The organism is Microbulbifer regidiadema (SeqCode), assembly GCF_052467605.1.
On the sequence record NZ_CP174316.1, the window covers coordinates 774,997 to 796,808 of the forward strand.

Below are 21,812 nucleotides of genomic sequence, written 5' to 3' on the forward strand. Positions count from 1 at the left end.
TATTCGCAAATGCGAATTGTTCCTATTAAGAATCTTAAAGTACAGCAGTGTTGCATTTGTTACATTTAATAGCGGCTTTAGCCTATAGCACTCACAGTGCTCTTATAAAATCGAGTTGGAAGCGTAATTCTCATACACAAGCCTCCGGCGGAGCGGTTGGAGGCTTCCACAGTTGCGCCCACACTATTTAATTGCCGCCGTGCCAGGGCCAAGCCGAGCCCAAAGTTCTTTGACTCCGAAGCTCGCGATCGATCGGCTCTAAAAAAGGGTTTAAAGATATTATCCAGCAGCGCTTCCGGTACCCCGGGCCCTGAGTCCTCAATATCAATAACAACACGCTCTTGCCCACTTTCCTCCAGGAGCACGTGAACAGCCTGCCCCACCGGGGTATAGCGCATCGCATTGCGCAAGATATTCTCCAGGGCCTGTCCCACAGCCTGGTGATTGGAGTGCCTTATCTCTGCGGTATCCGGCAGGCGAGTGCAGATAGTGCGATTGGGGAACTCAAAGCGGGCATCCTCAACAATCACATCAATAAGATCCACTAAATCCAGGTCTTCAGTACCTATAGAAGGCCGCTCATTATCCAGCCAGGCAAGGGTCAGGGTATCCTCAACCAAGCGCCGAATATGAGTGGACTCCCGCTGAATTCTCTGAATATTTTTGTCATCTGAATAGCGGGTACCGGCGCCCTCTATCGCAATATCCAAACGGGTGAGTGGGGTTCTTAGTTCGTGGGAAAGGTCGGCGATCAACTGCCGCTGGTTGACAATTTGCTCACCGATACGAGCAGCCATCTGGTCGAAGGTTTTTGCCAGTTCGGAAATCTCATCATTGCGGCCACCCAACTGGCGGTGAACCCGAACACTGAAATTCCCTCGGCTGAACTCCCGTGTTGCCTGCTCTAGCTTGCGCAGGGGATGCATAATGTGGCGGTAGAGCATCAGGGAAAACAACGCCAAAATACCCATCGGCAGAAGTATTTGCAGTGCTAATCGAGTTGTCTGCCAGTAACTACCGGGGCGCATCCTGTCGGGCAGTAAAACCAGCAGACTCGTCTTCTCGGTTGTAAATGGGATTTCCATCACTGGGTTGTCCTCAAAATACAAGTGGACTTTCCAATCCACATCGCGACCGAGATTGTAGCCTATGTAGCGGTCCTCGTTGCCCCTCTCCCCGGCGATATGAGTTACCTCGTACTGGGTAACGGTGGCCCAGGTGTTTTCCTGCTCCTGCAACGCTTGCAACCACTGCTCCAATTGGACTTTATCGCCAGAGAGAAAGAGCCTCTCTGCCTCCTCGCCCCAACGCTTTAGCTCCTCTCGGTGAGAGACTTCCAGTAGGCTCATCTGCTCCTCGGTGCGGAGGGTTAGGGTGTTGATCAAATAGAACAGGGCGACAATACCGGCAGCAATGAGCAGGCAGAGTTTCCAGAGAAGTTTTCGGCTCATTTTAGACAGTACCCCCGGCCATGTACTGTCTGTAACCGATCACCACGCCAGCCTGCATCGGTCAATTTGCGCCTGATCCGGCTTAGATGCATGTCCAGGCTGCGATCATAGGCGCCGAGGGTGCGGTTGAGCACCTGTTGGGAGAGGTATGCCTTACTCAGAACTTCACCCCGATGTACCGCCAACTCCCACAGCAACTTGAACTGGGTGGCTGTGAATTCAATGGCAAGATCGCTGACAAAAGCCTGCTGGGTGTTTAAGTCGAGTTGGAGACGATCAATTTCTGTATGGTGGACAGGTTCGGCCTGGACTGGCTGACTGCGGCGCAATAGCGCCTCGATTCTCAGTAATAGTTCGGTTTTGCTGAAGGGTTTAGATACATAGTCGTCTGCTCCGTGGCGAAGGCCGGAAATCCTTTCCTCTTCAGCCCCCTTGGCTGTGAGGATAATGACCGGCACCTGGCTGGTTTTACGCAAAATCCTGAGCAGGGAAATACCGTCCATTTCTGGCAGCATCAAATCGAGCAGAATCAACTGATAGTGCGGTTTTGTAGCTTCTAGCAGGGCAGTATTACCCTCATAGCAGGCATTTACTTGGTATCCAGCCCCTTCGATCATCTCACAGAGCTGGCTGTTAAGGCTGCGATCGTCTTCAACGATCAAGATATTGCACTGTGGGGGTGGTTTTTGGCTCATAGGGGCATCGGCTGTATGCAATCTGGTTGCAGGCAAAATTAACACAATGAGCCATGTCTAAGGAGCCTCTGAACAACCTCGTGATGCCTCTGGCTTACAGAGCGGTTCACAATCAAGGCGCGGCTTCGCAGGAATATCTAGACCTTTCAAGAAGTCGCAACGCGGGGTTACTGTTCCGGGGTTGAAACGGTGATAAGCTCCAGTAACTTGGCATTGTATGCCTGGGCATAAAATTTATTGTGTTCGTGCTTCTTGATATCCAGGACATAGCCTTGGATATGGAGCCCTGTTCCACAGATGAAATAGTCCCCCTGGCGATATTCCGCCAGCCGGCCTTGTAAATCTTCGGCTGAAATGCCTGGTGCCACATCACCGAGCCCTGGAGTATAAATCTCTATAAAAGTAGCCCGATTGCGGGAAAAGTCATCCATCGCATCGATAAAGCCCCGTTCGGCTGACAGCAGGGGGTTATTGGCCGCTGCAATTAACGCATAGCTTTTGCTTAGCCCAACCCATACCCAAGCGATACTGCCCGCGAGCAGAGCTATGCCCAGGGCAAAGGTGTTTCTAACCGCTAACTTCATGGTTTGCCCTTATCGAAGCCCAGAGACTGCGCCCTAAGAGAGAAAAGTAGGCTGTGAAAGCCTGATTAATTCTATTGCGCTGCCGCCCCTGGGGGTACAGCCCCAGCTTTGCCTCTCGACTGGCCTTTGAGCCCGCAACCAAAAAATTATTGCTGATACTGGCATCCTGAATAAATGCTTCAAAAGCCCGGGCACACAGCTCCACAGGCTCGCTGTAGTAGATAGAGCCGTTGTCTTTATCGGCATTGACAGAAGCGGCTACCAGATCGCTGGGATGATTACCGCTTTCATCCAGCATCACCGCCTGGAAGCAGGCGAAAAGCAAGTCGTTGAGAGGGTGGGGGACCGGAGTCGCATCGCGCAACCAAGCTTCTGAGGCATACATAGTACCGGATACATCACTGAATGCTTTTGCGGCCAGATAGTGATCAAGTGCATGAAACCACTCGTGGGCGATAGAGCCGGGTCCGGCATTTTTGGCCAGAGAGAAACTCTGTGCGGAGGGGTCATAAAAAGCAGCCATGCCGGGGTGCCCTCCGATTCCATATTGGAAGGATAGGGTCCCGCGAAGGGATACCAGGGTCTCGGGCCCCTGAAGAATGGTCATTAAATCATCAAGAGCATCGTAGAAAAGGCCCGCTGCACGGTCCCTCTCCTCAGTAGTGACCCACCGGCCAATAGCGATGGAGCGAAACCCAAATCGCCGTCTTACATCCATAAATGAAACGGGTGGGCGCTGGGTGTTGGCGCGGCCACTGCGGTAGAACTCGCGAGCTAAAACCATATTGGTATCAGTAAGTAAGGGGAGGGGGATATTAATCTGCCAGTTTGGGAGTTGGCAATGGCTTACTGAAATCCAGGCTGAGGGGGCGGAATTTGAACCTGTGACTACTCATTCAAACAGGGAGGACTGAGAATTCTTAAGGTGGGCTAAACTGTCTTCAAATTTTATCTTTTTGTTGGCTTTTTCTATATCGGGCCCCGTCATTAGGGACTTAAGCTTGTCGATATCGTCGGCACATTTAATCTTTATGAATTCTCTGGTCTTGCTGATAAAGACGAGGGAGTATTTGCCCAGCCTTGTAATCTCAATAACATTAGATAAGGTTCCTGTGCTCGATCCATCCCAGATCATAAACCCATAATCGCAGTCGCTCGCCATTTCCTTGTCTTTAGCCTGGTAGAATTCTCTGCTGCCGACACGATGGTGTGTGCTGACATGCTCTGTGTTCCAGAGGCCCAGGTTATTTCTCGCTTTTTTGCCACTACAATAAACAACTACATTTTTGTAGTTAAGGTGCTGCACATAATTTTGAACCGCGCTATCTGCACCATTGGCATCACCAAGAATAATAGTAAAGGTTGAGGCCACAATCCGATTGATCCTTTCCTGTGCGGCAGGATCAATTTCCTTAATTGTTATAGAGCCTGATATGAAAACTTTCGTCATGCTAGTTTTTTCTTGTCACTGTAGCAACATATACCTTATTGATTTTACTACACATCTTTAGCGTTGTCGTTGCCGCTTCCAGTGAGGTCCCAGTATCATATAAATCATCCACCAGTAAAACGTTGTAGCTGGGATCGGTGAGATATTTTTGTATTACGTCATTATGTAATGTAAATGCATGCATCAATGTTTTAAGTCTCTCACTTCTAACCGCAATATTCTTTACTTGAGAGGTCGCGAGAGGCTTCAGTAAAAGGTTTGTACTCAAGGGTTTGTCTGCAAGCCTGCTAACTCTATACGCGATTTCATGAACCGGCTGTTTGAGTCTCACCTTAGAGGGAGGCATGCCGATAATAAAGTCAATATCAGGGAATTTTGTAACAATTTGGTCGTGCATTAACTGTGCAATGGGGTGTACTTTGGCAAAGTCCTGCTTGTATTTCAATTGATACAGCAGCTCCCCAACATGGGTTCTCGTGGTGTTGAAAGTCGGCCGACCAAACTGATTATTGCCGGTAAATGTGCTTTTTTGAGTATGCTTATCAAGGGAGTAGCCCTTGTCCCAAATACCAACAATCTCTTTTACATTCGTACTCATGGTAACACTCCCTGTGCTGAGTTCTGAATTTTAAGGCTAAATCCCTCGCCTAATATCTGGGGGCTTGGTATACCCACCTATAGCTATGTAAGCTCCGCAATCATAATAAAAACTTAACGGGCAAATGGCTTTGCCCCGGTCTTTCAGTGGGTATTTAGGTAGTGGCTCCCTAGGTGGGCCCTATCTTAGCAGGATAAAAATCTCTGTGTTTGATCAATAGCTTTCTTGCTATTACATCCCGGTACCTTTAACTTTTCGGTGCCAAATCTGCCTCAATTTGCTATCCCGTCATAAGGCTTGAAGCTGGATAAGGGGGGCTTGCAGGGGGGGCAGAGTACGAAACTCGGTGTGTAGGCAGGGGCTGTGCCGCTAGCAATTTGTATTTTTTCACGTAATTTCACCCCTTCGAAAGACACTCACGCCACTATATATAGGGAAGTGTGTACCCATGTGGAGGCAGAGGCATATGCCCCGGAGCCCCTGAAAGCCCCGGAGGGCGGTATTTAGCCGTGGGCGGGCACCTTTAGCGCTTCCCTGAGCCAGGAGACAAAAGCCAGGATATTTTCATTTCTTGAGTGGCGATTGGGTATTAATGCGGAATAGCTAAAGCCTCCAGTCTCTGATAAATCTTCACAGATACCTCTATAGGGAACCAGCCATTGATTGCGCAAGGCACTTTGTACAAGAAGCGAACTGACCAGCGCAATCCCCTGGCCTGCTAAGGCGGCTTGGATCACATGGTGTTCCTGATCAAACTGCCGTACAGGCATGTCTTCGAGCCTCCCCTTGAGTAGGGTTTGCCAATTGAGCGGTGGAAGAGATGGGTTGATCCACCTGGTCTCTAGAAGCTGTACCTCGGAGGTATCTTCAATCTGTGCTAAATAGCTGGGCGCTGCATACATACCTATTGTTTCGGTTACCAAGTGATGGGCGTTTTTTAAGTTTTTGTCATACTGCCCATATCGAATAGCGAGATCGATACGTCGGTCCCGTTCAATATCATTTACTTCTTCTCCGGTCATTACAGAGACATCGATATTCGGGAACTTCCGATAAAAGCTTTCTAGATGGGGTACCAGCCACATCGCCGCAAAGCTTGATGTCGCACTAATAGTGAGTGTGTTTTTTGAGTTTGTGATTTCATTCACGGTTTCCGCGAGCTGCTGAAAAATTTGGGAGGTGGCTTGAGCCAGTAGCCGCCCTTCACTGGTCAGTAGTACAGCGCGGGTTTTCCGCTCAAATAATAGCTGGCCCAGCGATTCCTCCAGGCTTTTTATCTGATGTGATACGGCTGTTGGTGTTATAAAAAGCTCTTCTGCGGCCCTCTTAAAGCTGCCCAGCCTAGCGGCCGCATCGAATACCTTAAGAGCGTTGAGAGAGGGTAGGCTGGGGTACACAGTGTAGGGCCTCTTATGGATGAATTTTTCTCATCTATAGAGAGAAATAACTCGTTTGTCAACAATCCCCCCTGGCATCACTATTGAGGAACTTTCAGACGGTTGAGTTAAGGTTCCCAACTATGAAAACACTATTGCATATTGACGCTAGCGCCCAGAAGTGGAGCGGTTTAGCGATAACTCAGGACAGTGCAAGTATCCCCAGGCACACCTCGATCTCCAAGGCAATTGCGGCAGGCTTTGTGAGTGCTTGGCTACAGAAGAGACCCCAAGATAAAGTTATCCATAGGGATGTGGGGTTAAATCCGCCGGGCTTTATCAATCAAGAGTGGATTGCGTCGGTTTTCACTCCTGAAGCCGATCGCTCTGAAGAGCAGCGGTCTTTGCTGGCGCTTTCAGATACCTTGATTGATGAGGTTTCCCAGGCGGATATCATTATTATGTCTACCTCAATGTATAACTACGGTATGCCCGCTGCACTCAAGGCCTGGTTCGATCAAGTTATCCGCATCGATAAAACCTTTACCTTTGATTTGGCTCGTGGAGACTATCCTTTAGAGCCAATTATGTCGGCTAAAACACTGGTTCTGATCACGTCTGCCGGGGAGTTTGGCTTTTCTCAAGGTGGAATCCGCGAGAAAATGAATCATCTAGGGCCGCATATCCAAACCCTAAGCCACTATTTGGGGGTTGAGGAGTTCTATGAAATCAATGCGGAGTATCAGGAGTTTGCCGATGAAAGGCATCGGGACTCGGTTAGCCGAGCCTTAGCGAAAGGTAAAAAGCTGATAACAGCATTGATCAGCCGCTTTTAGTTAATTCACCGGGCTCCCATTTTGGGAGCCCGGTGAATATATGATCCCACTCAAATCACGAGCTACTTATCAAAGGAGTAGGGGCTGTAACCCTAGCCCCGGTTTACTTGGTGACATTAATAAATATACCCATATGATCGGTAATGGCAGCAGACATGTTGGCACCATTAATAGAAACCGGAGTGCTTTGCGAAAGGTAATCGACCTTGGCGACCTTGACTGTTTTAGTATTGTAAACTGCCACATCATATTTTTTAGTCGCGGTGCTGTTGGTACCCGAAAAGCTGCGCCCATAGGAATCAGAGGGCTGAATGCTAGTTCCACTATGGGCATCTGAAAAGGTCGTGTCTGTAGCTTTGCTGAGTATACTCGCTGTAAAACTGTTAGTTCCCTGGTTAGTATCCCCCATCACAAGGTCTATAGGACCATGACCGCCCTGTATCAAGTGATTGTTGATCGAGCGGTAAAAATTGGTTGCCTCACCTTGTTTTTTGGCGATGCTATTGGGAACGTGAACGAAAACGGCATTAACATTCCCTGTTTTTATGGCAATCCAGCCCATGCCTGAACCCAACATTTTGTGTTGGGCCGTGTTGGCGGCATGAACACTAAAGCTATTACAGGCTTTTCCTGTCGAGCTTGCCCCCAGCAGATTCCCTGCATGTTGTTGCATGGAGCTCCACTCGCTATTGTTACCATTCATTTCGCCATACACCAGCAAGTCACAGGTTTGACCGAGTGCGCGGTAGAGGTGTTGATGGGTTTGACGGGCTTTTCCCTCAACCATACTCAGAAATTGAGCATTCGTGTGCCGGTTTTTTCCCATAAAACCGAGAGGGGCCTGCGCCACTAATTGGGCGGGCCCATGGATTGGAATATGAGGTTTTTCGCTATTTGCTGTGGGCATGACCAAGTGCCAGCGATCTTGATTGGAGGCTTGGTGATTATGTGTCGCTCGGGTGAAATTCTGACAGTTAGAGGCCCCTATACCACAATTGGCACTGGCGTTTGAGTTAATTGATTGATAAGCAAATATAGGCATAGGAGATTATTATTTTGTATTGGATGCTGAGTGCTGTTTTTCTCAATCTTACTTTTGAAGTTTCCACTGTCAACTTCCTTAAGCTTAAATTTTCATTCAAACTAAACTGACTTTGCGAGTTGTCAGTATATGACTCAAATCGGTCCAATTATGTGACTACAACAAATGGTAAATGGTTCTATGGTTCCATTTTTGGGCTAAATCACTCTTAGCTTTGCCGGCTTAATATCGGTGGTAGTTAGTGTTAGATTTTATATTTAAATAGGTCTATATGGCACACTCTGCCTCCCCTTTTTTGGGGGAGGCAGAGCTGGTTCTACACTTGCTGAGGTAAAACGGATTTACACAGTTGGATTTTTCTATTGTGCTGTATTTATGGTCTCAGTAACTTCAACTCGACTTTCAATCACCAGTCCAGACTGCCTGATTGAATTAAACGCCTCTAATAAGTCATTTCCCTCTTTAACTTTTAAAACGGCAATGTCTGTGCCGGGGAATACTGACAATACCTCTACGCCAGCAATTGATGTCAGCTCATAAGCATCAGCACTCTTGTCTAATAAAGCTATTATGTTGCCGGTTAAAGTTGTCAGCTCACGGGTTATTGTGTTTCTGACGATTGTACCTTTGCCAATAATATCTGTTGCAGAATCAGCTCCAATATCCACTATTGCCGTTTCACCTTTTGTTGTAACCGTATATTCCGGTGCTGCAATCGATGTCGGAACACCTATTAGTGAGTGCTCAATCTTAAAGATGCCGAATTCAGCCGAGTTTGCTCTTGTTGAAGATTTATTAACCTCAATCTCTTTCTTTTCTATATTGTCAGTGGCGATTGCCTGTACCGCGCCAGAGAAACATATTGCAGTAGTTAAGGTGATTAACTTGTAAACTTTCATCGTATTATCCTTCTTATTGAGCAGAGCGGCCGAATGTTCTTAGTGATACACCTTCAAGGACACTCTCTACCGAATTGTTCATCAGGCCTGTTGCATCCCAGTAGTTATCTGGATCTGAGAAAGTAATATTGGTCTCTCCGGTATCCAGGGCTCTAATGGTCCAGGTGCCTTTGGCATTTTCTCCATAGAATGCATTAGACAGGAATACGGCACCATCCAGAATATACCCCGCGCTGGTTCCATCGGTAAAACTATAGGAAGCATCCAATAGCGCCTGCTTAGAAGAAAGTAAAACACTTCTAGTACCAGAAGGAGAAATCACTTCAAGCGCTAAGTCATTACCAGCTGAGCTCAATAGACTATCGTTTAAGGTGTAGCCCATATGATCATTGCGGATATCGAACTCAAACTGCATGGCTTCAATAATAATGTCTGCTGCCACTTCGATTTGTAGGCTGACACCAGTAGCACTATTATCTGGGATAATAGCCTCCATAGCTTCTTCACCGGCGGTTGATCCTAGACCTTGCCATTCAGTAATAATTGGCTCGCCAAGATTTTCTGTGTAGTTTAAAGCCATAGCAACCGCTGTACCGGCATCAACTCGCCCAAATCCATACAGGTTATTGAAAGAATAACCCGCTGCATTTTCAATCCAGCCATCATGGGCAATAAAAGAGCCTTCACCAATAGTGAGCTCGACCTTTTGATTTTCAGCATCAATCAAAGAGCTGGTCGTAGCCAAAATGTGCCGAACATCACGCCAAGTCAACTCCGGATTTGCAGATAAGATTAGAGATACAACACCTGATGCATTGGGTGCGGCAGAAGATGTTCCGTTGAAGGTCGAGGTGTAGTTACAGCTCGCGTTCTCGGGGTGACCAGGGTAGTTGAACGGAAATTGACTGGCTGCAAATGCTTCGCCATAGGCCTGACTCCAGGCGCTTATCGTACCGCCATTAAAGCCAGAATAACCATTAATACAGGTCATCTGGTCGGTTGTTACCATAGCGGGAGCATAGCGGCCATATTCTCCGGCAGGAGCTGACACCATGATACTTGCTCCTGCTGTTGAGTAACTGGTATGTTTGCCGTTAGCATTGACCGCTGCCACATTCAAATAATAGGGGTGTCCGTGACTGGGTTGGAATGCTGAGTTGTAGCAGGTTAGGCCTAAATCATTAGCGCCATTATCTGCACATAAAGAACCTTCACCGGAACCAGCTTCAAAAGAGTTACCGCTTGACTTCATGTTCAAAGCGCCTTTACCGCCTCGAAGCATAAGATTGGGGTAAGATTCAATAGCTTCGTCCAGTGCGGAGTAGGCAATAAAGCCCGGGTAGGTAATGCCGTAGCTACGGTTAAATGCTGAAATTTCCTCATCTGTAGAAATACCGCTCCCAGGAAAGCCATGAACTAATAGCTCTGTCTGTTCTATTGTTTCATCGCCTAGATAGTTCATGCCAATCAGCCCGGTATCAGGGGCTACTCCGCGACTACCTATATTGTTCCAGCCTTTAGCGGCAATTAAACCAGCTACGCTAGTGCCATGATCACCACTGTCAGAAAGGCTCGTTGGGTCTGTCTTGTCGGTTGCTGACTCCTCTAAGTTGAGAGAGCGATTGGGCAGGACGTTATCTATCAAGTCTTCGTGGCGGATTTCCAGCCCTGTATCTACAACAATAGCCGTCACGCCAGCACCAGTGACACCTTGGGCATAAGCGGCGGCAACATTCATATCTTCGCCAGCAACAAGTTCCTCAGCTTCATTCTCTGCGAATATAAGATCAATTTCTTCCGTACTGTAAACCCCGATATCGACAAGTCCCAGCTTCATTTCATCGCTCAGTGCGTAAGATTTTTGACCTGAATTAAGCAGGTGCCACTGTTGATAGGCCAAAGGATCATTGATGACGTTTGTGAATGTAATTGTTGCAGATGTCGATACGTCATTTGCCATTACCGTATAAGTAATGGATGCGTCCTGCCCGGAGATTGAAGTGTATTCAAATTGATCACCATTTAACGTTAGCTGACCGTGACTAAACGTATAGATACCATCCACTGAATTAATAGCTTCATTATTTTCAGTGAAACCATACGTTAATTCATCACCATCCTGATCGCTAGCCAATAGCTCACCGGCTGCTGGTATCCACTGTTTCGCCCCATCGATAGTGACATCGCTGGCAACGGGAGGAAGGTCGGCAATAATCTCTATGATCGCAGAGGCTGAAGCACCATTTGCGGTTACGCTATAGGTGATAGAGGCATCTTGTCCGGTACTTGACGTGTACTCAAACTGATCACCACTCAATGTCAGGTGGCCGTGACTAAATGTATAAATGCCGTCAACAGGGTTAATGGTCTGGCCATTTTCTGAGAAGCTATAGGTTAAAGAGTCGCCATCTTGATCACTACCCAGTAGTTGCCCAGATACTGATATCCATTGTTTTATGCCGCCTAGAGTGACATCGCCGGCCGTTGGTGGTGTATCAGAACTCACGACAGAGTCAGGAGTAAAAGTTGAAGAGGATGAGTTCTTGTCACTACCGCAGCCCGTTAGGGTTAATAGAACAGCTGCTGGAATCGCCGAAAGTCGAAATATATTTTTATTGTTCATTAAGGTCCCCACTTATCCTTATTCTAATTTGTTGTTGGGCGTAAATATTATAAGCAGCCTCAACAATCCTTAGTCAACTTTATTTGTTTATTTAGGGTGAATTAAACCTCTCTATGGTTTATATCATGACTTTCCATGACAGATAGATCGAATAAATTAACTTAAGTGGCGCTGAAGTAGTTGAGCTTTTAGGTGCCAGAAGGGGAAGTGGGAGAGGTTGAAAGGCTTTGAAAAATGACTGGGGTCGTGAAAGCTGATTATATTTTTATTTTGAGTATTGCCAAGCAGGGCGCTATTAATCTGATATTTTTCTGTAAATATCATTTGATTCAATGCGAGGCACTGAAGGGTTAAAAGCTAACAGGCCGGCTTGGCAAAACTTGAAAATTAGTTTCGGTCACAGAGCACACTTGCAATAACATTTTATGGGGTTTTGTTGCCGTAGAGGCCATTTAAAGTTACTTGCTCAGTTGCTCAAAGGTAGATCTTCCCTGAAGGGAGAGGCCAGCTTTTTATTGTATTTTTCCGAGCTTGAATTGATGAAATTTCCCAGGCGGATATCATTGTTGTGTCCACTTCAAATCTTGCGTCTAAAAAGAAAAGGGAGGTATCCAGTTTGTGTAGCTGGCTAATCGATGGGAAAATTTTTACAAGCTACCACTCTTGTAAAGGCGATACGCCAAGGGGGATCAATGAATCAAGGTAGATGGCTTAATCTAATGAGGGCAATGGATCTTCCAGATTCCCCTCAGTGCTTCGAGAAACTGATTTCTGCTTATGCAGAGAAGCATAGACAGTATCATACGGGGCATCATATCGATGCCATGCTAGCTCACTTTGATAAAGTGGCAGACCTTTGTGAACACCCCCACGAAGTTGAACTCGCTATCTGGTTTCATGATGGGATTTACAGGCCATTTTCTGCAAAAAATGAAGAAAACAGTGCACTTTGGGCAAAAGAATTCCTGGCCAGTTCCGGATATAGTCAGGCAGGAGCGGATCGGGTGTACCAATTGATTATGGCGACTTGCCACAATTACACTCCAACAAATATCGACGAAAAGCTCATTATAGATATTGATCTGACTATACTTGGGGCCAATGCAGCAACCTTTGATGCTTATGAGGGGCAAGTCCGCCAAGAGTACCGGCGGGTACCGCAAATGATCTACAAGAAAAAACGCAGGGAACTCTTAAAGGATTTCTTGTCTCAAGAAAGGCTCTATCACACCGATTACTTTCACGATCGATTTGATGCCCAAGCCAGGATTAATATGAGAAGAAGCTTGCAAGCTCTCTAGAAGGACTTTTTACACACCGATGTCAATACTATTTCAACTTCCCCTAAAGCTGATCTACAACCACTGGGTTTTACTAACAGTTATATTCCTGGGTATTATTACGAGCTTATCCCTGTTCCCGCTCGCCGAAATGCCCAGTGTGCCCGGCAGTGATAAAACCCACCACTTAATTGCCTATGGCGCGCTGATTTTCCCCGCCGCTTTGCGTAAGCCCAACTACTGGTGGATGCTGGGGTTATTTTTTGTACTGTGGAGTGGTGGTATTGAGCTGCTTCAACCCTATGTTAATCGCACCTGTGAGTGGTTGGACTTTGCCGCTAATACGGCGGGAATATTGTGCGGCACTCTGATCGCTTGGGGAGTGGAACGGTTGGGATTAAGAGGTAAGCCCTAGGGGGCTTATGAATACTTTGGATCAGCTTGAGCCCCAAAATCGCTCCAAACTACCGCATAGCTGAGGGGTGTTGTGGCATACCAGCGGTTGCCAGTGCTCGGGAAATAGATGTCGGTAGAAAGGGGCGGTAAAGCGGCTATCTATTAGAATGATCACCCCTTTATCAGATTCTGAACGTATGACTCTGCCGGCGGTTTGCAGTACCCGGGTCATTCCCGGATAGCGGTAGGCGCTATCGAACCCATGGACGCCGCTAGCCTCAGCGGCGCTGTGCTGTAGCTCCCGCTCAAGGCTGATTTGCGGAAGCCCGGTGCCCACTATAATAGTGCCAACCAATTTTTCCCCGATATAGTCGATCCCTTCGCCAAAAATGCCCCCCATAATGGCAAACCCCAAGCTCCTTTTGCCGGTACTGAATTCGGCTAAAAATTCGGTGCGCTCTCCCTGGTCAGGCTGCTGTTGCAACACCGGAATTTCGGGAAACCTTGCTTTAAACCCCTCTGCAACCTGCTCCAGATAGCGGTAGGAGGGAAAAAATACCAGGTAATTTCCTTCGCGACAGTGAAAGGTGTGGGCAATAATCTCGATAAGGCTCTCAATCGAATGCTCGCGGGCCTGGTAGCGAGTATCTATATAAGGACACAGGAACACTCCCTGCTGCTGAGGCCGAAAAAGGGAGACCCAGCCTCTATACCCAACTGGCTAAAGATATAACGAGCCGGGCGCAACGTCGCAGAAAACAGCAGGGTCGCTTGGCTTTGCCGATAGGATTGCTGCAAATACTGGGCAGCATTGAGACAAAGCAGCTTAATTTCCTGTTCCTGCCAGGGGGTATCTCGGTCATTAACACGAGTGATAATTTTGTGTTGCTCGGAGAGTTCCTGCTCAATGTAGGCATAGCGATAGACCGACCTTAGCCAATCGGCAATTTCCTCTGGAGGTGACAGAGCGCTTACCACTGAGAGTATTTTTTGTACCGCTCGGGAAACTGCCTCAAGCCCATCCGCTCCCGCTGTAGTAACCCATATCTCACCACCCAAACTGCAAAATGCTGCGATTGGGACGAATGGTAGTTTTCGAATATCCGGCATTTATCTTCCGACAGTTTTGGACGGGCGAAGTGAACGGCAAGCGTCTGGATGGTCGGACTGTGTACGATTATTCAGAGAGAAGCACACCACCTTTCCGACATTGACATGCAGTAGCGTATGAAATACGGTTTCCTCTTTCCAATCCAGATGAATTCCGACTATGGATGCTATTGACCGGAAAATTTGCGAAATCGTGCAATCTGATGGACGCGTGTCGTGCGCAGCGATTGCTGAAGCGGCGGGGGTTCCAACCTCGACGGCCAATGACCGTCTACGCAGGCTTGCAGCCAACGGGACAATCAAGGGCTGGCGCGCGGCACTTGATCCGCATCGTGTCGGCGCGGGGCTTGCGGGCTTTATCTTGATCGACATGGGCTATGAAGGCGAGGCGGAGGCGGTAGAGGCCTTATGCGTACGGCCGGAAGTGATGGAGTTGCACCATATCTCCGGTGGGCATTCCTACCTTCTGAAACTGCGCGTGCGGGATATGGGCGCAGTACAAGACTTTCTTGCCGAGGTAGTGAAGCCGCTGACTGCGATACACCACACGGAAACGATCTTTGCTCTAAAAACACTGAAGGAGACGGCTGCCGTGCGCATTGCGCCTGGAGCCGACGAAGCGTGAGATGATAGAAGTTTTGTTAAAAGGTGTAGGCGTCGGTGTGGCCGTTGCAGCACCGGTTGGCCCTATCGGTCTTTTGTGTATCAAGCGCACACTCGTGGATGGGAGAGCCTCTGGTATGGCCTCGGGGCTGGGCGCTGCCAGTGCGGATGCGGTCTACGGGTTCATGGTTGCCGCCGGTCTCGCGGCAACGGGCATGCTGGTAAGCTACGCAGAGCCATTGGAGCTATTTGGAGGTTTGTTGATCGCGATCCTGGGCGCGCTTTCGATCCGTGCGTTCCTGATGGGCGCAAGGGTCGACACAAAGCCAGCAGGTGCCAAGAGCGGAAAGGGGGTTATCCCCGCATTTGCGACGACATTCGCGCTGACGATCTCCAACCCGATGACCATACTCGCGTTTGTCGCGCTCGTCGCAGGTATCGGAACATCTGCTTCGTCTTCCCCCGGGGCTGCGTATGTGCTGGTTTTGGGGGTCTTTATAGGCTCGGCACTTTGGTGGCTATTGCTCGTTACGGCAGCGTCTAAAGCAAGCGCGCGTATCACGCCAAGCGCCATGCGTTGGCTGGACCTTGGGTCCGGTCTGGTTCTTTTGGTCTGGGGCGGATGGATCGCCTTGGGGGCGCTCTCATGACCCCGAAGCATATCGCCATCGTGGGGTACGGCTTTACCGGCACCAGCGCCTTCTACCCATTGGTCGACCAATACCCGGTCGAGGAGATCACAATATTCGAAAGCACCGGAGACTTTGTCCCAGGCTACCCCTATCGCACTGATGAGTGCAGGGAAAACAACACAAGCATCGGTATCCTCTGCTCCAGGCACCGGTAATAAAGTAGGTGCTGATCAATTTGTGTGTGGCTCTGAAAGGGGAGCTTCTCTCGGTCCAGAGTATAGGATTCATACCGATAAAGTCCCAGATCCCGCAATACATAGTCGGTAAGATCCTGGTTGAGGTTACCAAAGAAGCACAACTTGAAAGTTTGAAAACATTGGGCTCCCTGTAGAGCAACAACGGTATGTTGAGAGAGAAGCTTATCCAGCCAATCACTTGAGTTGGCCGGTGCTTCCTGCAACAACCTGTCCAGGGCTGGACGGCTCAGGGACTTGGGCAGGCTCAAGGGGCCACCACTCAATTTCGAAACAGTAGACGCACATAAAGGCGCTGGCTATTAACATCTAACCCCGACCCATGTTTTCACCTGGACTTAAGCGTGAGGCTAGCACGGCACTCTGGAAAGGTAGTGGCTGAGGCGTTATTGGCAGAAACCACCTTTGGTCGCTAGGGCGGTGGATAAATAACTCAGCGCCAAGGGACTAAGATTGTGGCTGTTTTAAAAATATCGCATGACCTTTTGATATTTATAAACGGTATACCAAGTAAAAAATAGTACCGAAAGCCAAATCATAGTGATGACTTGATTTCTCAAAATCGACATATTAAGCCCCTCTATGACTGAGAAGAACTCAAATATGTCCGTAGAAATCAAGATAGGCAAATAGAAACGCCATACCTTTGGAAAGGCGACTCTTTTGGCAAAGGCTAACCCAAACAATGCGATGAAAAATACAAAATATACCGATAGGCTAAAAATCATCCACCAGATAGGGAGATCCCACTCATCGGCAGAGAATCCAAGGTATTGAGAGTAAATTTCCAGCGGGGCCAGTATAAAAAAGAGTATTTTCCAACCAGCTCTGGGTTTGTAATGTGGAATGGTGCCTGCAAGAGGGTTGTTTGGTGTCTGATACATGTTCTGCATCGTAAAACTTCCTTATTATTTACCACTGCGTCGGACAAGCACCAATAACCGATCCGAAAGTTACTTCTCACCATTCCCTGAGCTAAATTGAGATGATTATTGGCTACCAGCTAGGTTTGTGACCATCAAAATTTGAACAGCGAGGATATTGTCTACGGTTCTAAAGTCAATAGTTGGTACAGCTGTTTATCGATAGTGTGCGTTGGCTCATTGCTTAAATGTGACAATATCGCCTGCTGCTGTGCCGTGTTGGTCAGTCGAAATATAGGTGTCAGAGTGCAGGTCCTCAAGCCGTCTGGCAGTAGCCGAAAGGAATTGTTCAGAGTTACACTAACTCACAGGATTGAGGTCAGCGCCAGTAGCAGCGGATGCAGGGCGACTTAAAAAGGGCAGAACGTGCAAAATCCCTATCAAGCACCTGAGAGTGAACTCGACAATACTCCTCCTACCTACAGCCCCCATGTAAGCTGGAAAATTGTATTTTTTGTCCTATTTCCCTTAGAGCTGTATTCCCAGTACACGGCTTTTACCGACAACACCTCTGGCCCCCCTTTCTGGTGGCTGGTAATCAGCTTGATAGTGTCTTCGCTCTTCTATCTGGTCCTGTTTGGCTTGGCATTTGCCAAAAGAATAGGGTTCGAGCAACTTTGGATCTTCTTTATCCCTGTGCTCGTGCTTATTGATATCTTTGAGTTTTCTTTGCTCGCCAGTAACCTCTATCAGTTTGGGTGGGCCGTAGGACTCGCTATGGCAGCCAGTGCATCAATTATTTTGCTGAGCTGGTATGTGGTGTATAAATATCAGACAGTCATGAAATACTTTGGCTAGAAATTAACCCAAGCCCCCTGAATAAGTCCCTTGAAAAGGGCCACCCTTTATTGGCGCTTTGGTCTCAGCCCAGCTCGCCCTCATGATGGCAAAACTCAAAAGTCTGCCTTCCGACTAAGCCTGAAAACACTCAAGAGTGACCTGGAGATATGGCTCCAGGTATCGCCTAGGCAAAACGGGGTCATCCCCCTATGCCCCTCCCACTACGTACACCAATAACGGTACCAAGCACTGCGCGCTCAACGGCAACTGGGGGGCGCTATAGCCCCAGGGAAAGCTCCGGCACTGAATCACTATAGAAAATGCTTTAACTTTCAAAAAATTCTTTTATTTCAATAAGTTGCAGATCTTTCCTGAAGTGAAATATTAACTCAAAACCTATCTATAGATGCGATCTATACTGCCCCTCCTGTCCGTAGAAGGGATTTATAGCGAGGTAAAGCAGAGGCAAGAACTGGGTGGTTTGTACTAATTTGTCGCCCGGGATACGACCAGAGTGATCGATGCTTATATCTACATAGATGGCACATTACTCAAAGCTGTAGTTGTAATTGATACCCCTGACATGCAGGTATACGATCGATCATGGCATATGAGCTATCTACGATGAGATATTGAGATGAAACAGAAGTATGGGGACAAGCTGAAATCTGCAGGAGAGACTCAGTTAGAGCAACTGGCCAGAGAGCTTGAAACAGAAGAAGGGAGAAAGCGCTTGGGAGAGGAGGCTTATAAGGAGGCCATTTCGGCGGAAAAGCGCAAGTCAATCCATCCCAAACCATCCAAGGACTAAGGAATACAGTTTGTCCAGGCCACAATTCTTTCTTATCGCTGGCCCAAATGGGGCTGGTAAGTCCACCATGTCGGCAGCCATAAAAAGGAGGTTTCCTAGCGTTCAGGTGATCGATCCTGATGCTATTGCTAAGGACATGACAGGTTCATTCGCAACGATCGATCTGAAACAGGTTTCCGCAGGCAGAAAGGCGTTGGGTCTAGTAAAAAGTTGTATTGATAAGGGTCAGTCCTTTATCGCTGAGTCAACTATTTCTGGGTCTACGTATATCCGGTATGCCAATAAGGCTCGGCAAAACGGTTTTCGTACCACATTCATTTATGTTGGCTTAAACAGCCCCAATTTAAGTACAGAGAGGATTGCAAAGCGTATTGATTTGGGTGGCCACGCCATACCAGCCAATGACATTGCGCGGCGATATTCACGCTTAGTTGCGAATCTGAAAGCACATATCCAGGTATTTGCAAGCACCCATATTTACGATAACAGCCAAGGTTACCAGTGGGCTTGCGATTATCGTGATGGAGTGGTTCACGAAGTCTCCCCATCAATTCCGAGTTGGATTCAATCGTATCTACCTTAAGAGCGGGTAATTCGCTGTCTGAAGGAGGCGGAGCACGTCATATCGAAATTTTCGAGCTCTTGGAGTCTTTGAGGTCTTCCGTAGGGAAGATGGCTGTAGAGGGCTCCGGGCACACTGCACATATTTGCAAAATCTACCTCTGTGGACTAAATCGAATCACAGACTTGCCTTGATCGAAGCGCTCACCTGGGTTCTGTTGCGCTACTGTTTTTGGGATTCGCCTAGGAAGCCCGCTAGAAGGGTGGGGATTATCTGCCAAGAGAGGTCAGAGCCGCGCGTTGAGCGGGGTGTAGACATATCACGCACTAGTCACTAAGCAGCGGAGATCGCCATGCGCGAACAGAGCCTTATCAAAAACCTGATTGATAAAATCCACGAACTCGCTTCCGATGAACCGGGCAGGCTGATCGGTGTTCGCCTGCGTTTGGGCGCCCTGGCACAGATCTCAGCCAGGCACTTACGGGAGCATTTTGACAGGGAGATACTCGGTACCTCACTTGAAGGGCTTAAGCTGGAGATAGATGAATTCACCGATATTCATCACAGGGAAGCCCGGTACATCATCCTGGAGAGCTTAAAGTTTGAGGAGATTGATGGTCACTAAACTGTAGTTAAAGCGCTGTTACAAAGCCGGGGCTTTGCCGTTCACAGCCACCGCGAAGCCCCTCCAAATGATAGTGGAGTCGCGTTGGGTCAGATTTACTGCGCTCATTGCCTGAAGGCTGTAGGGCAATCTTTGGGGGTGGCGCTAGTCGATATTGGGAGGCAGGAGCCTTATCAATCACAGATGATAAGGCCCTTGCGCTCGACTTGAATTACTCAATATTCCTGGCAAGAAATTTAATAATTAAATCTGAGATTTCTCCGCCATGTGTCTCAAGGGCAAAGTGTCCTGTATCGAATAAGTGTACTTCAGCATCGGGCACATCCTTTTTGAAGGCTTCAGCTCCTGCGGGGCCAAAAAAAGGATCATTTTTGCCCCAAGTAGCCAGCACCGGGGGCTTGTAGGTTCTTAGATAGCGCTGCCATTCAGGGTAAAGTGCGACGTTGGATTTGTAGTCACCAAATAGATCTAACTGTATATCGCAATCACGATCGAGGATAGATTGGTCGTGTGCAATAGAATCGGGGCTGATAAGTAACAGGTGAGACTCTGGTACGCCATGGTGATACTGATATTGAGTAGACTCGGGCTTGAGCAATACACGTAAGTTATCTCGGTTCTCCTGGCTGGGGTTTTCCCAATATTTCCTCGTAGGCTCCCAGGCATCCAGTAGCCCCTCTTCATACATATTGCCGTTCTGAGTGATAATCGCAGACACCATATCAGGGTTGTTTGCCGCTAGACGAAATCCTACCGGTGCTCCATAGTCAAAAATCATGATGGCAAAACGTTCCAGGGATATCGCGCCAACAAACCCTTCAATGGTTTTGTACAAGTTATGGAAGGTATATTCGAATACGCCGCGCTTCGGTGCCTCAGTCCAGCCAAAACCTGGAAGGTCCGGCGCAACAATGTGATACTTTTCTGCCAGTTTGGGGATGATATTCCTATACATATGACTGGAGCTAGGGAAGCCATGCAGTAATAACAGGGTAGGCGCCGTGATATCTCCCGCTTCTCGATAGAAAACCTTAACATCACCGACCTGAATAGTGTGATGGGCTACGGCTTTATTGATGATATTACTCATTGTCTTCTCCAGTTAATTAGAATGAATCCAGGTGGATCACTCAGCTGCTGTAGTTTGTTAAATGCGCTCCTGGCGGCTCACTAACATCACCACAGCATTTGTTGATCGCTGCTCTCCGAAATGGTTATTTTCGATACTGACTCAGCAGTATCTGGCCTAAAGCTATTGTTTCAAATTACCCAAAATGAAAGAATATCCATATATGGAAACTCTTTGTTTTGAAATATAAAACAATGAAAGTGTAGGAAATACTGCTAACTATGGATCGATTTCGCGCACTGGAAGTCTTTATTGCGGTGGCTGATGCGGGCAGTTTTGCGGCTGCGGCTAGGGCACTGTCAATCAGCGCACCCTCGGTGACGAGAATTATTGGGGACCTAGAGGCCGAATTAGGCGTTACACTATTCAATCGCACTACTCGGCTAGTTTCCCTGACGGCCGTAGGTAAAATTTATTTAGAAGATACCCGCCGTATTCTCCATGAATATAAGGCCGCTAACGATGCTGTTCGAGGTGCACATCGGGTACCAACCGGGCAATTACGGATTACAGCCCCCACGTTATTTGGGAAAATCTACATTACCCCTATCATTGCTCGGTACTTGAACCTTTATGAGAATACGACTGTAGATGCGGCCTATCTCGATCGTGTGGTTAATCTGTTTGAAGAGGGGATTGATCTCGCTATCCGTATTGGTCACCTACCCGATTCTAGTCTGGTTGCAACAAAAATCGGCTCTGTACAGCAGATTGTGTGTGGTACACCTTCCTATCTTGCAAAGTATGGTGTCCCGATAACCCCGAAGGATCTCAATAATCACACTTTGATCGCACTCAAGCCAGATGGCTTGCGTACAGCATGGCACTTTGCCAATGACAATCTAAGAATCAAACCCAGGCTTGAATTTTCATCGGTTCAAGCAGCCATTGATGCCGCAAAAATGGGGGTAGGATTAACACGTGTTTTGTCCTATCAGATAGCACCAGACTTGGAACAGGGCAATCTACAGGCGGTACTGCCTGAGTTCGCTCCTGAACCCTTGCCGATTCATATAGTTTTTGGGGGTAGTGGCAGGGTACCGGGTAAAGTGCGGGCGTTTGCTGATATTGCGATTCAGGAGCTTCGAGGCAATCCATTTCTCAATAGCGCCTAATTTTAAGCACCGCCATTATCACCATCTAAGGCGCCCAG

General features: G+C 47.9%; 25 protein-coding genes. 11 read left to right on the forward strand and 14 right to left on the reverse strand.

Going from position 1 to position 21,812, the window contains the following annotated elements:
• Positions 1–77: 77 nt before the first annotated feature.
• The 7 genes from ACJJIF_RS04215 to ACJJIF_RS04245 all read right to left on the reverse strand — a co-directional run bounded on the left by ACJJIF_RS04215 (position 78) and on the right by ACJJIF_RS04245 (position 6,175).
• The gene (locus ACJJIF_RS04215; protein ID WP_444930993.1) at positions 78–1,451 is read right to left on the reverse strand and encodes a sensor histidine kinase; all 1,374 of its coding nucleotides are present in this window, start codon (positions 1,449–1,451) and stop codon (positions 78–80) included.
• Positions 1,448–2,146, reverse strand: coding sequence for a response regulator transcription factor (locus ACJJIF_RS04220; RefSeq protein ID WP_444930994.1), 699 nt, complete (start codon positions 2,144–2,146; stop codon positions 1,448–1,450). The genes ACJJIF_RS04215 and ACJJIF_RS04220 overlap by 4 nt, the downstream gene beginning before the upstream one ends.
• Positions 2,147–2,313: 167 nt before the next feature.
• Complete coding sequence (locus tag ACJJIF_RS04225) at positions 2,314–2,730, reverse strand: hypothetical protein (RefSeq protein WP_444930995.1); 417 nt, start codon at positions 2,728–2,730, stop codon at positions 2,314–2,316.
• Positions 2,714–3,514, reverse strand: coding sequence for a CLCA_X family protein (locus tag ACJJIF_RS04230; protein WP_444930996.1), 801 nt, complete (start codon positions 3,512–3,514; stop codon positions 2,714–2,716). Before ACJJIF_RS04230 ends, ACJJIF_RS04225 begins: the two co-directional genes overlap by 17 nt.
• Before the next feature lie 108 nt (positions 3,515–3,622).
• Positions 3,623–4,180 (reverse strand): hypothetical protein, encoded by a 558-nt coding sequence (locus ACJJIF_RS04235; protein WP_444930997.1) that lies wholly within the window; start codon positions 4,178–4,180, stop codon positions 3,623–3,625.
• A gap of 1 nt (position 4,181) precedes the next feature.
• Positions 4,182–4,778, reverse strand: coding sequence for a ComF family protein (locus ACJJIF_RS04240; protein WP_444930998.1), 597 nt, complete (start codon positions 4,776–4,778; stop codon positions 4,182–4,184).
• 503 nt (positions 4,779–5,281) lie between these two features.
• Positions 5,282–6,175 (reverse strand): LysR substrate-binding domain-containing protein, encoded by an 894-nt coding sequence (locus ACJJIF_RS04245; RefSeq protein WP_444930999.1) that lies wholly within the window; start codon positions 6,173–6,175, stop codon positions 5,282–5,284.
• Between the two features lie 122 nt (positions 6,176–6,297).
• On the opposite strand from ACJJIF_RS04245, the gene ACJJIF_RS04250 reads away from it, so the two are divergent.
• On the forward strand, positions 6,298–6,990 hold the full coding sequence (locus ACJJIF_RS04250; RefSeq protein WP_444931000.1) for an FMN-dependent NADH-azoreductase: 693 nt from the start codon (positions 6,298–6,300) through the stop codon (positions 6,988–6,990).
• 103 nt (positions 6,991–7,093) lie between these two features.
• Here ACJJIF_RS04250 and ACJJIF_RS04255 read toward each other — a convergent pair whose 3' ends face one another.
• The 3 genes from ACJJIF_RS04255 to ACJJIF_RS04265 form a co-directional block, all read right to left on the reverse strand.
• A complete protein-coding gene (locus ACJJIF_RS04255; protein ID WP_444931001.1) occupies positions 7,094–8,032 on the reverse strand; it encodes a hypothetical protein in 939 nt (312 codons plus the stop codon).
• A 359-nt stretch (positions 8,033–8,391) separates the two neighbouring features.
• The gene (locus ACJJIF_RS04260) at positions 8,392–8,931 is read right to left on the reverse strand and encodes a serine protease external chaperone (RefSeq protein WP_444931002.1); all 540 of its coding nucleotides are present in this window, start codon (positions 8,929–8,931) and stop codon (positions 8,392–8,394) included.
• 13 nt (positions 8,932–8,944) lie between these two features.
• Positions 8,945–11,554 (reverse strand): S8 family serine peptidase, encoded by a 2,610-nt coding sequence (locus ACJJIF_RS04265; RefSeq protein ID WP_444931003.1) that lies wholly within the window; start codon positions 11,552–11,554, stop codon positions 8,945–8,947.
• Between the two features lie 692 nt (positions 11,555–12,246).
• On the opposite strand from ACJJIF_RS04265, the gene ACJJIF_RS04270 reads away from it, so the two are divergent.
• Positions 12,247–12,855, forward strand: coding sequence for an HD domain-containing protein (locus ACJJIF_RS04270; RefSeq protein WP_444931004.1), 609 nt, complete (start codon positions 12,247–12,249; stop codon positions 12,853–12,855).
• 19 nt (positions 12,856–12,874) lie between these two features.
• Entirely contained in the window at positions 12,875–13,249 is a 375-nt protein-coding gene (locus ACJJIF_RS04275) for a VanZ family protein (protein WP_444931005.1), read from the forward strand.
• A gap of 21 nt (positions 13,250–13,270) precedes the next feature.
• Here the strand turns inward: ACJJIF_RS04275 and ACJJIF_RS04280 are convergent, their stop codons facing one another.
• Complete coding sequence (locus ACJJIF_RS04280; RefSeq protein WP_444931006.1) at positions 13,271–13,900, reverse strand: helicase C-terminal domain-containing protein; 630 nt, start codon at positions 13,898–13,900, stop codon at positions 13,271–13,273.
• Positions 13,879–14,340 (reverse strand): hypothetical protein, encoded by a 462-nt coding sequence (locus tag ACJJIF_RS04285; RefSeq protein ID WP_444931007.1) that lies wholly within the window; start codon positions 14,338–14,340, stop codon positions 13,879–13,881. Before ACJJIF_RS04285 ends, ACJJIF_RS04280 begins: the two co-directional genes overlap by 22 nt.
• Before the next feature lie 160 nt (positions 14,341–14,500).
• Between ACJJIF_RS04285 and ACJJIF_RS04290 the strand changes: the two genes are divergently transcribed.
• Genes ACJJIF_RS04290 through ACJJIF_RS04300 form a run of 3 tightly spaced genes read left to right on the forward strand, consistent with a single transcriptional unit; the run spans position 14,501 to position 15,790 of the window.
• Positions 14,501–14,965 carry an Lrp/AsnC family transcriptional regulator gene (locus tag ACJJIF_RS04290; protein WP_444931008.1) on the forward strand — a complete coding sequence of 155 codons (465 nt, stop codon included), beginning with the start codon at positions 14,501–14,503 and terminating at the stop codon, positions 14,963–14,965.
• A 1-nt stretch (position 14,966) separates the two neighbouring features.
• Positions 14,967–15,593, forward strand: coding sequence for a LysE family translocator (locus tag ACJJIF_RS04295; RefSeq protein ID WP_444931009.1), 627 nt, complete (start codon positions 14,967–14,969; stop codon positions 15,591–15,593).
• Positions 15,590–15,790: an FAD/NAD(P)-binding protein gene (locus ACJJIF_RS04300; RefSeq protein WP_444931010.1), complete on the forward strand. Its 201-nt coding sequence runs from the start codon at positions 15,590–15,592 to the stop codon at positions 15,788–15,790. The genes ACJJIF_RS04295 and ACJJIF_RS04300 overlap by 4 nt, the downstream gene beginning before the upstream one ends.
• A 503-nt stretch (positions 15,791–16,293) precedes the next feature.
• Here ACJJIF_RS04300 and ACJJIF_RS04305 read toward each other — a convergent pair.
• On the reverse strand, positions 16,294–16,722 hold the full coding sequence (locus ACJJIF_RS04305; protein WP_444931011.1) for a hypothetical protein: 429 nt from the start codon (positions 16,720–16,722) through the stop codon (positions 16,294–16,296).
• Between the two features lie 396 nt (positions 16,723–17,118).
• On the opposite strand from ACJJIF_RS04305, the gene ACJJIF_RS04310 reads away from it, so the two are divergent.
• The 4 genes from ACJJIF_RS04310 (at position 17,119) to ACJJIF_RS04325 (ending at position 19,530) form a co-directional block, all read left to right on the forward strand.
• The gene (locus ACJJIF_RS04310; protein ID WP_444931012.1) at positions 17,119–17,550 is read left to right on the forward strand and encodes a hypothetical protein; all 432 of its coding nucleotides are present in this window, start codon (positions 17,119–17,121) and stop codon (positions 17,548–17,550) included.
• 619 nt (positions 17,551–18,169) lie between these two features.
• Entirely contained in the window at positions 18,170–18,343 is a 174-nt protein-coding gene (locus ACJJIF_RS04315) for a hypothetical protein (protein ID WP_444931013.1), read from the forward strand.
• A gap of 10 nt (positions 18,344–18,353) precedes the next feature.
• Entirely contained in the window at positions 18,354–18,926 is a 573-nt protein-coding gene (locus ACJJIF_RS04320) for an ATPase (protein ID WP_444931014.1), read from the forward strand.
• Between the two features lie 331 nt (positions 18,927–19,257).
• Positions 19,258–19,530, forward strand: a complete 273-nt coding sequence (locus ACJJIF_RS04325; protein ID WP_444931015.1) for a hypothetical protein — start codon at positions 19,258–19,260, stop codon at positions 19,528–19,530.
• 211 nt (positions 19,531–19,741) lie between these two features.
• On the opposite strand, the gene ACJJIF_RS04330 is transcribed toward ACJJIF_RS04325, so the two are convergent.
• Positions 19,742–20,620 (reverse strand): alpha/beta fold hydrolase, encoded by an 879-nt coding sequence (locus ACJJIF_RS04330; protein WP_444931016.1) that lies wholly within the window; start codon positions 20,618–20,620, stop codon positions 19,742–19,744.
• A gap of 260 nt (positions 20,621–20,880) precedes the next feature.
• Between ACJJIF_RS04330 and ACJJIF_RS04335 the strand changes: the two genes are divergently transcribed.
• Positions 20,881–21,774, forward strand: coding sequence for a LysR substrate-binding domain-containing protein (locus ACJJIF_RS04335; protein WP_444931017.1), 894 nt, complete (start codon positions 20,881–20,883; stop codon positions 21,772–21,774).
• Positions 21,775–21,812 lie beyond the last annotated feature (38 nt).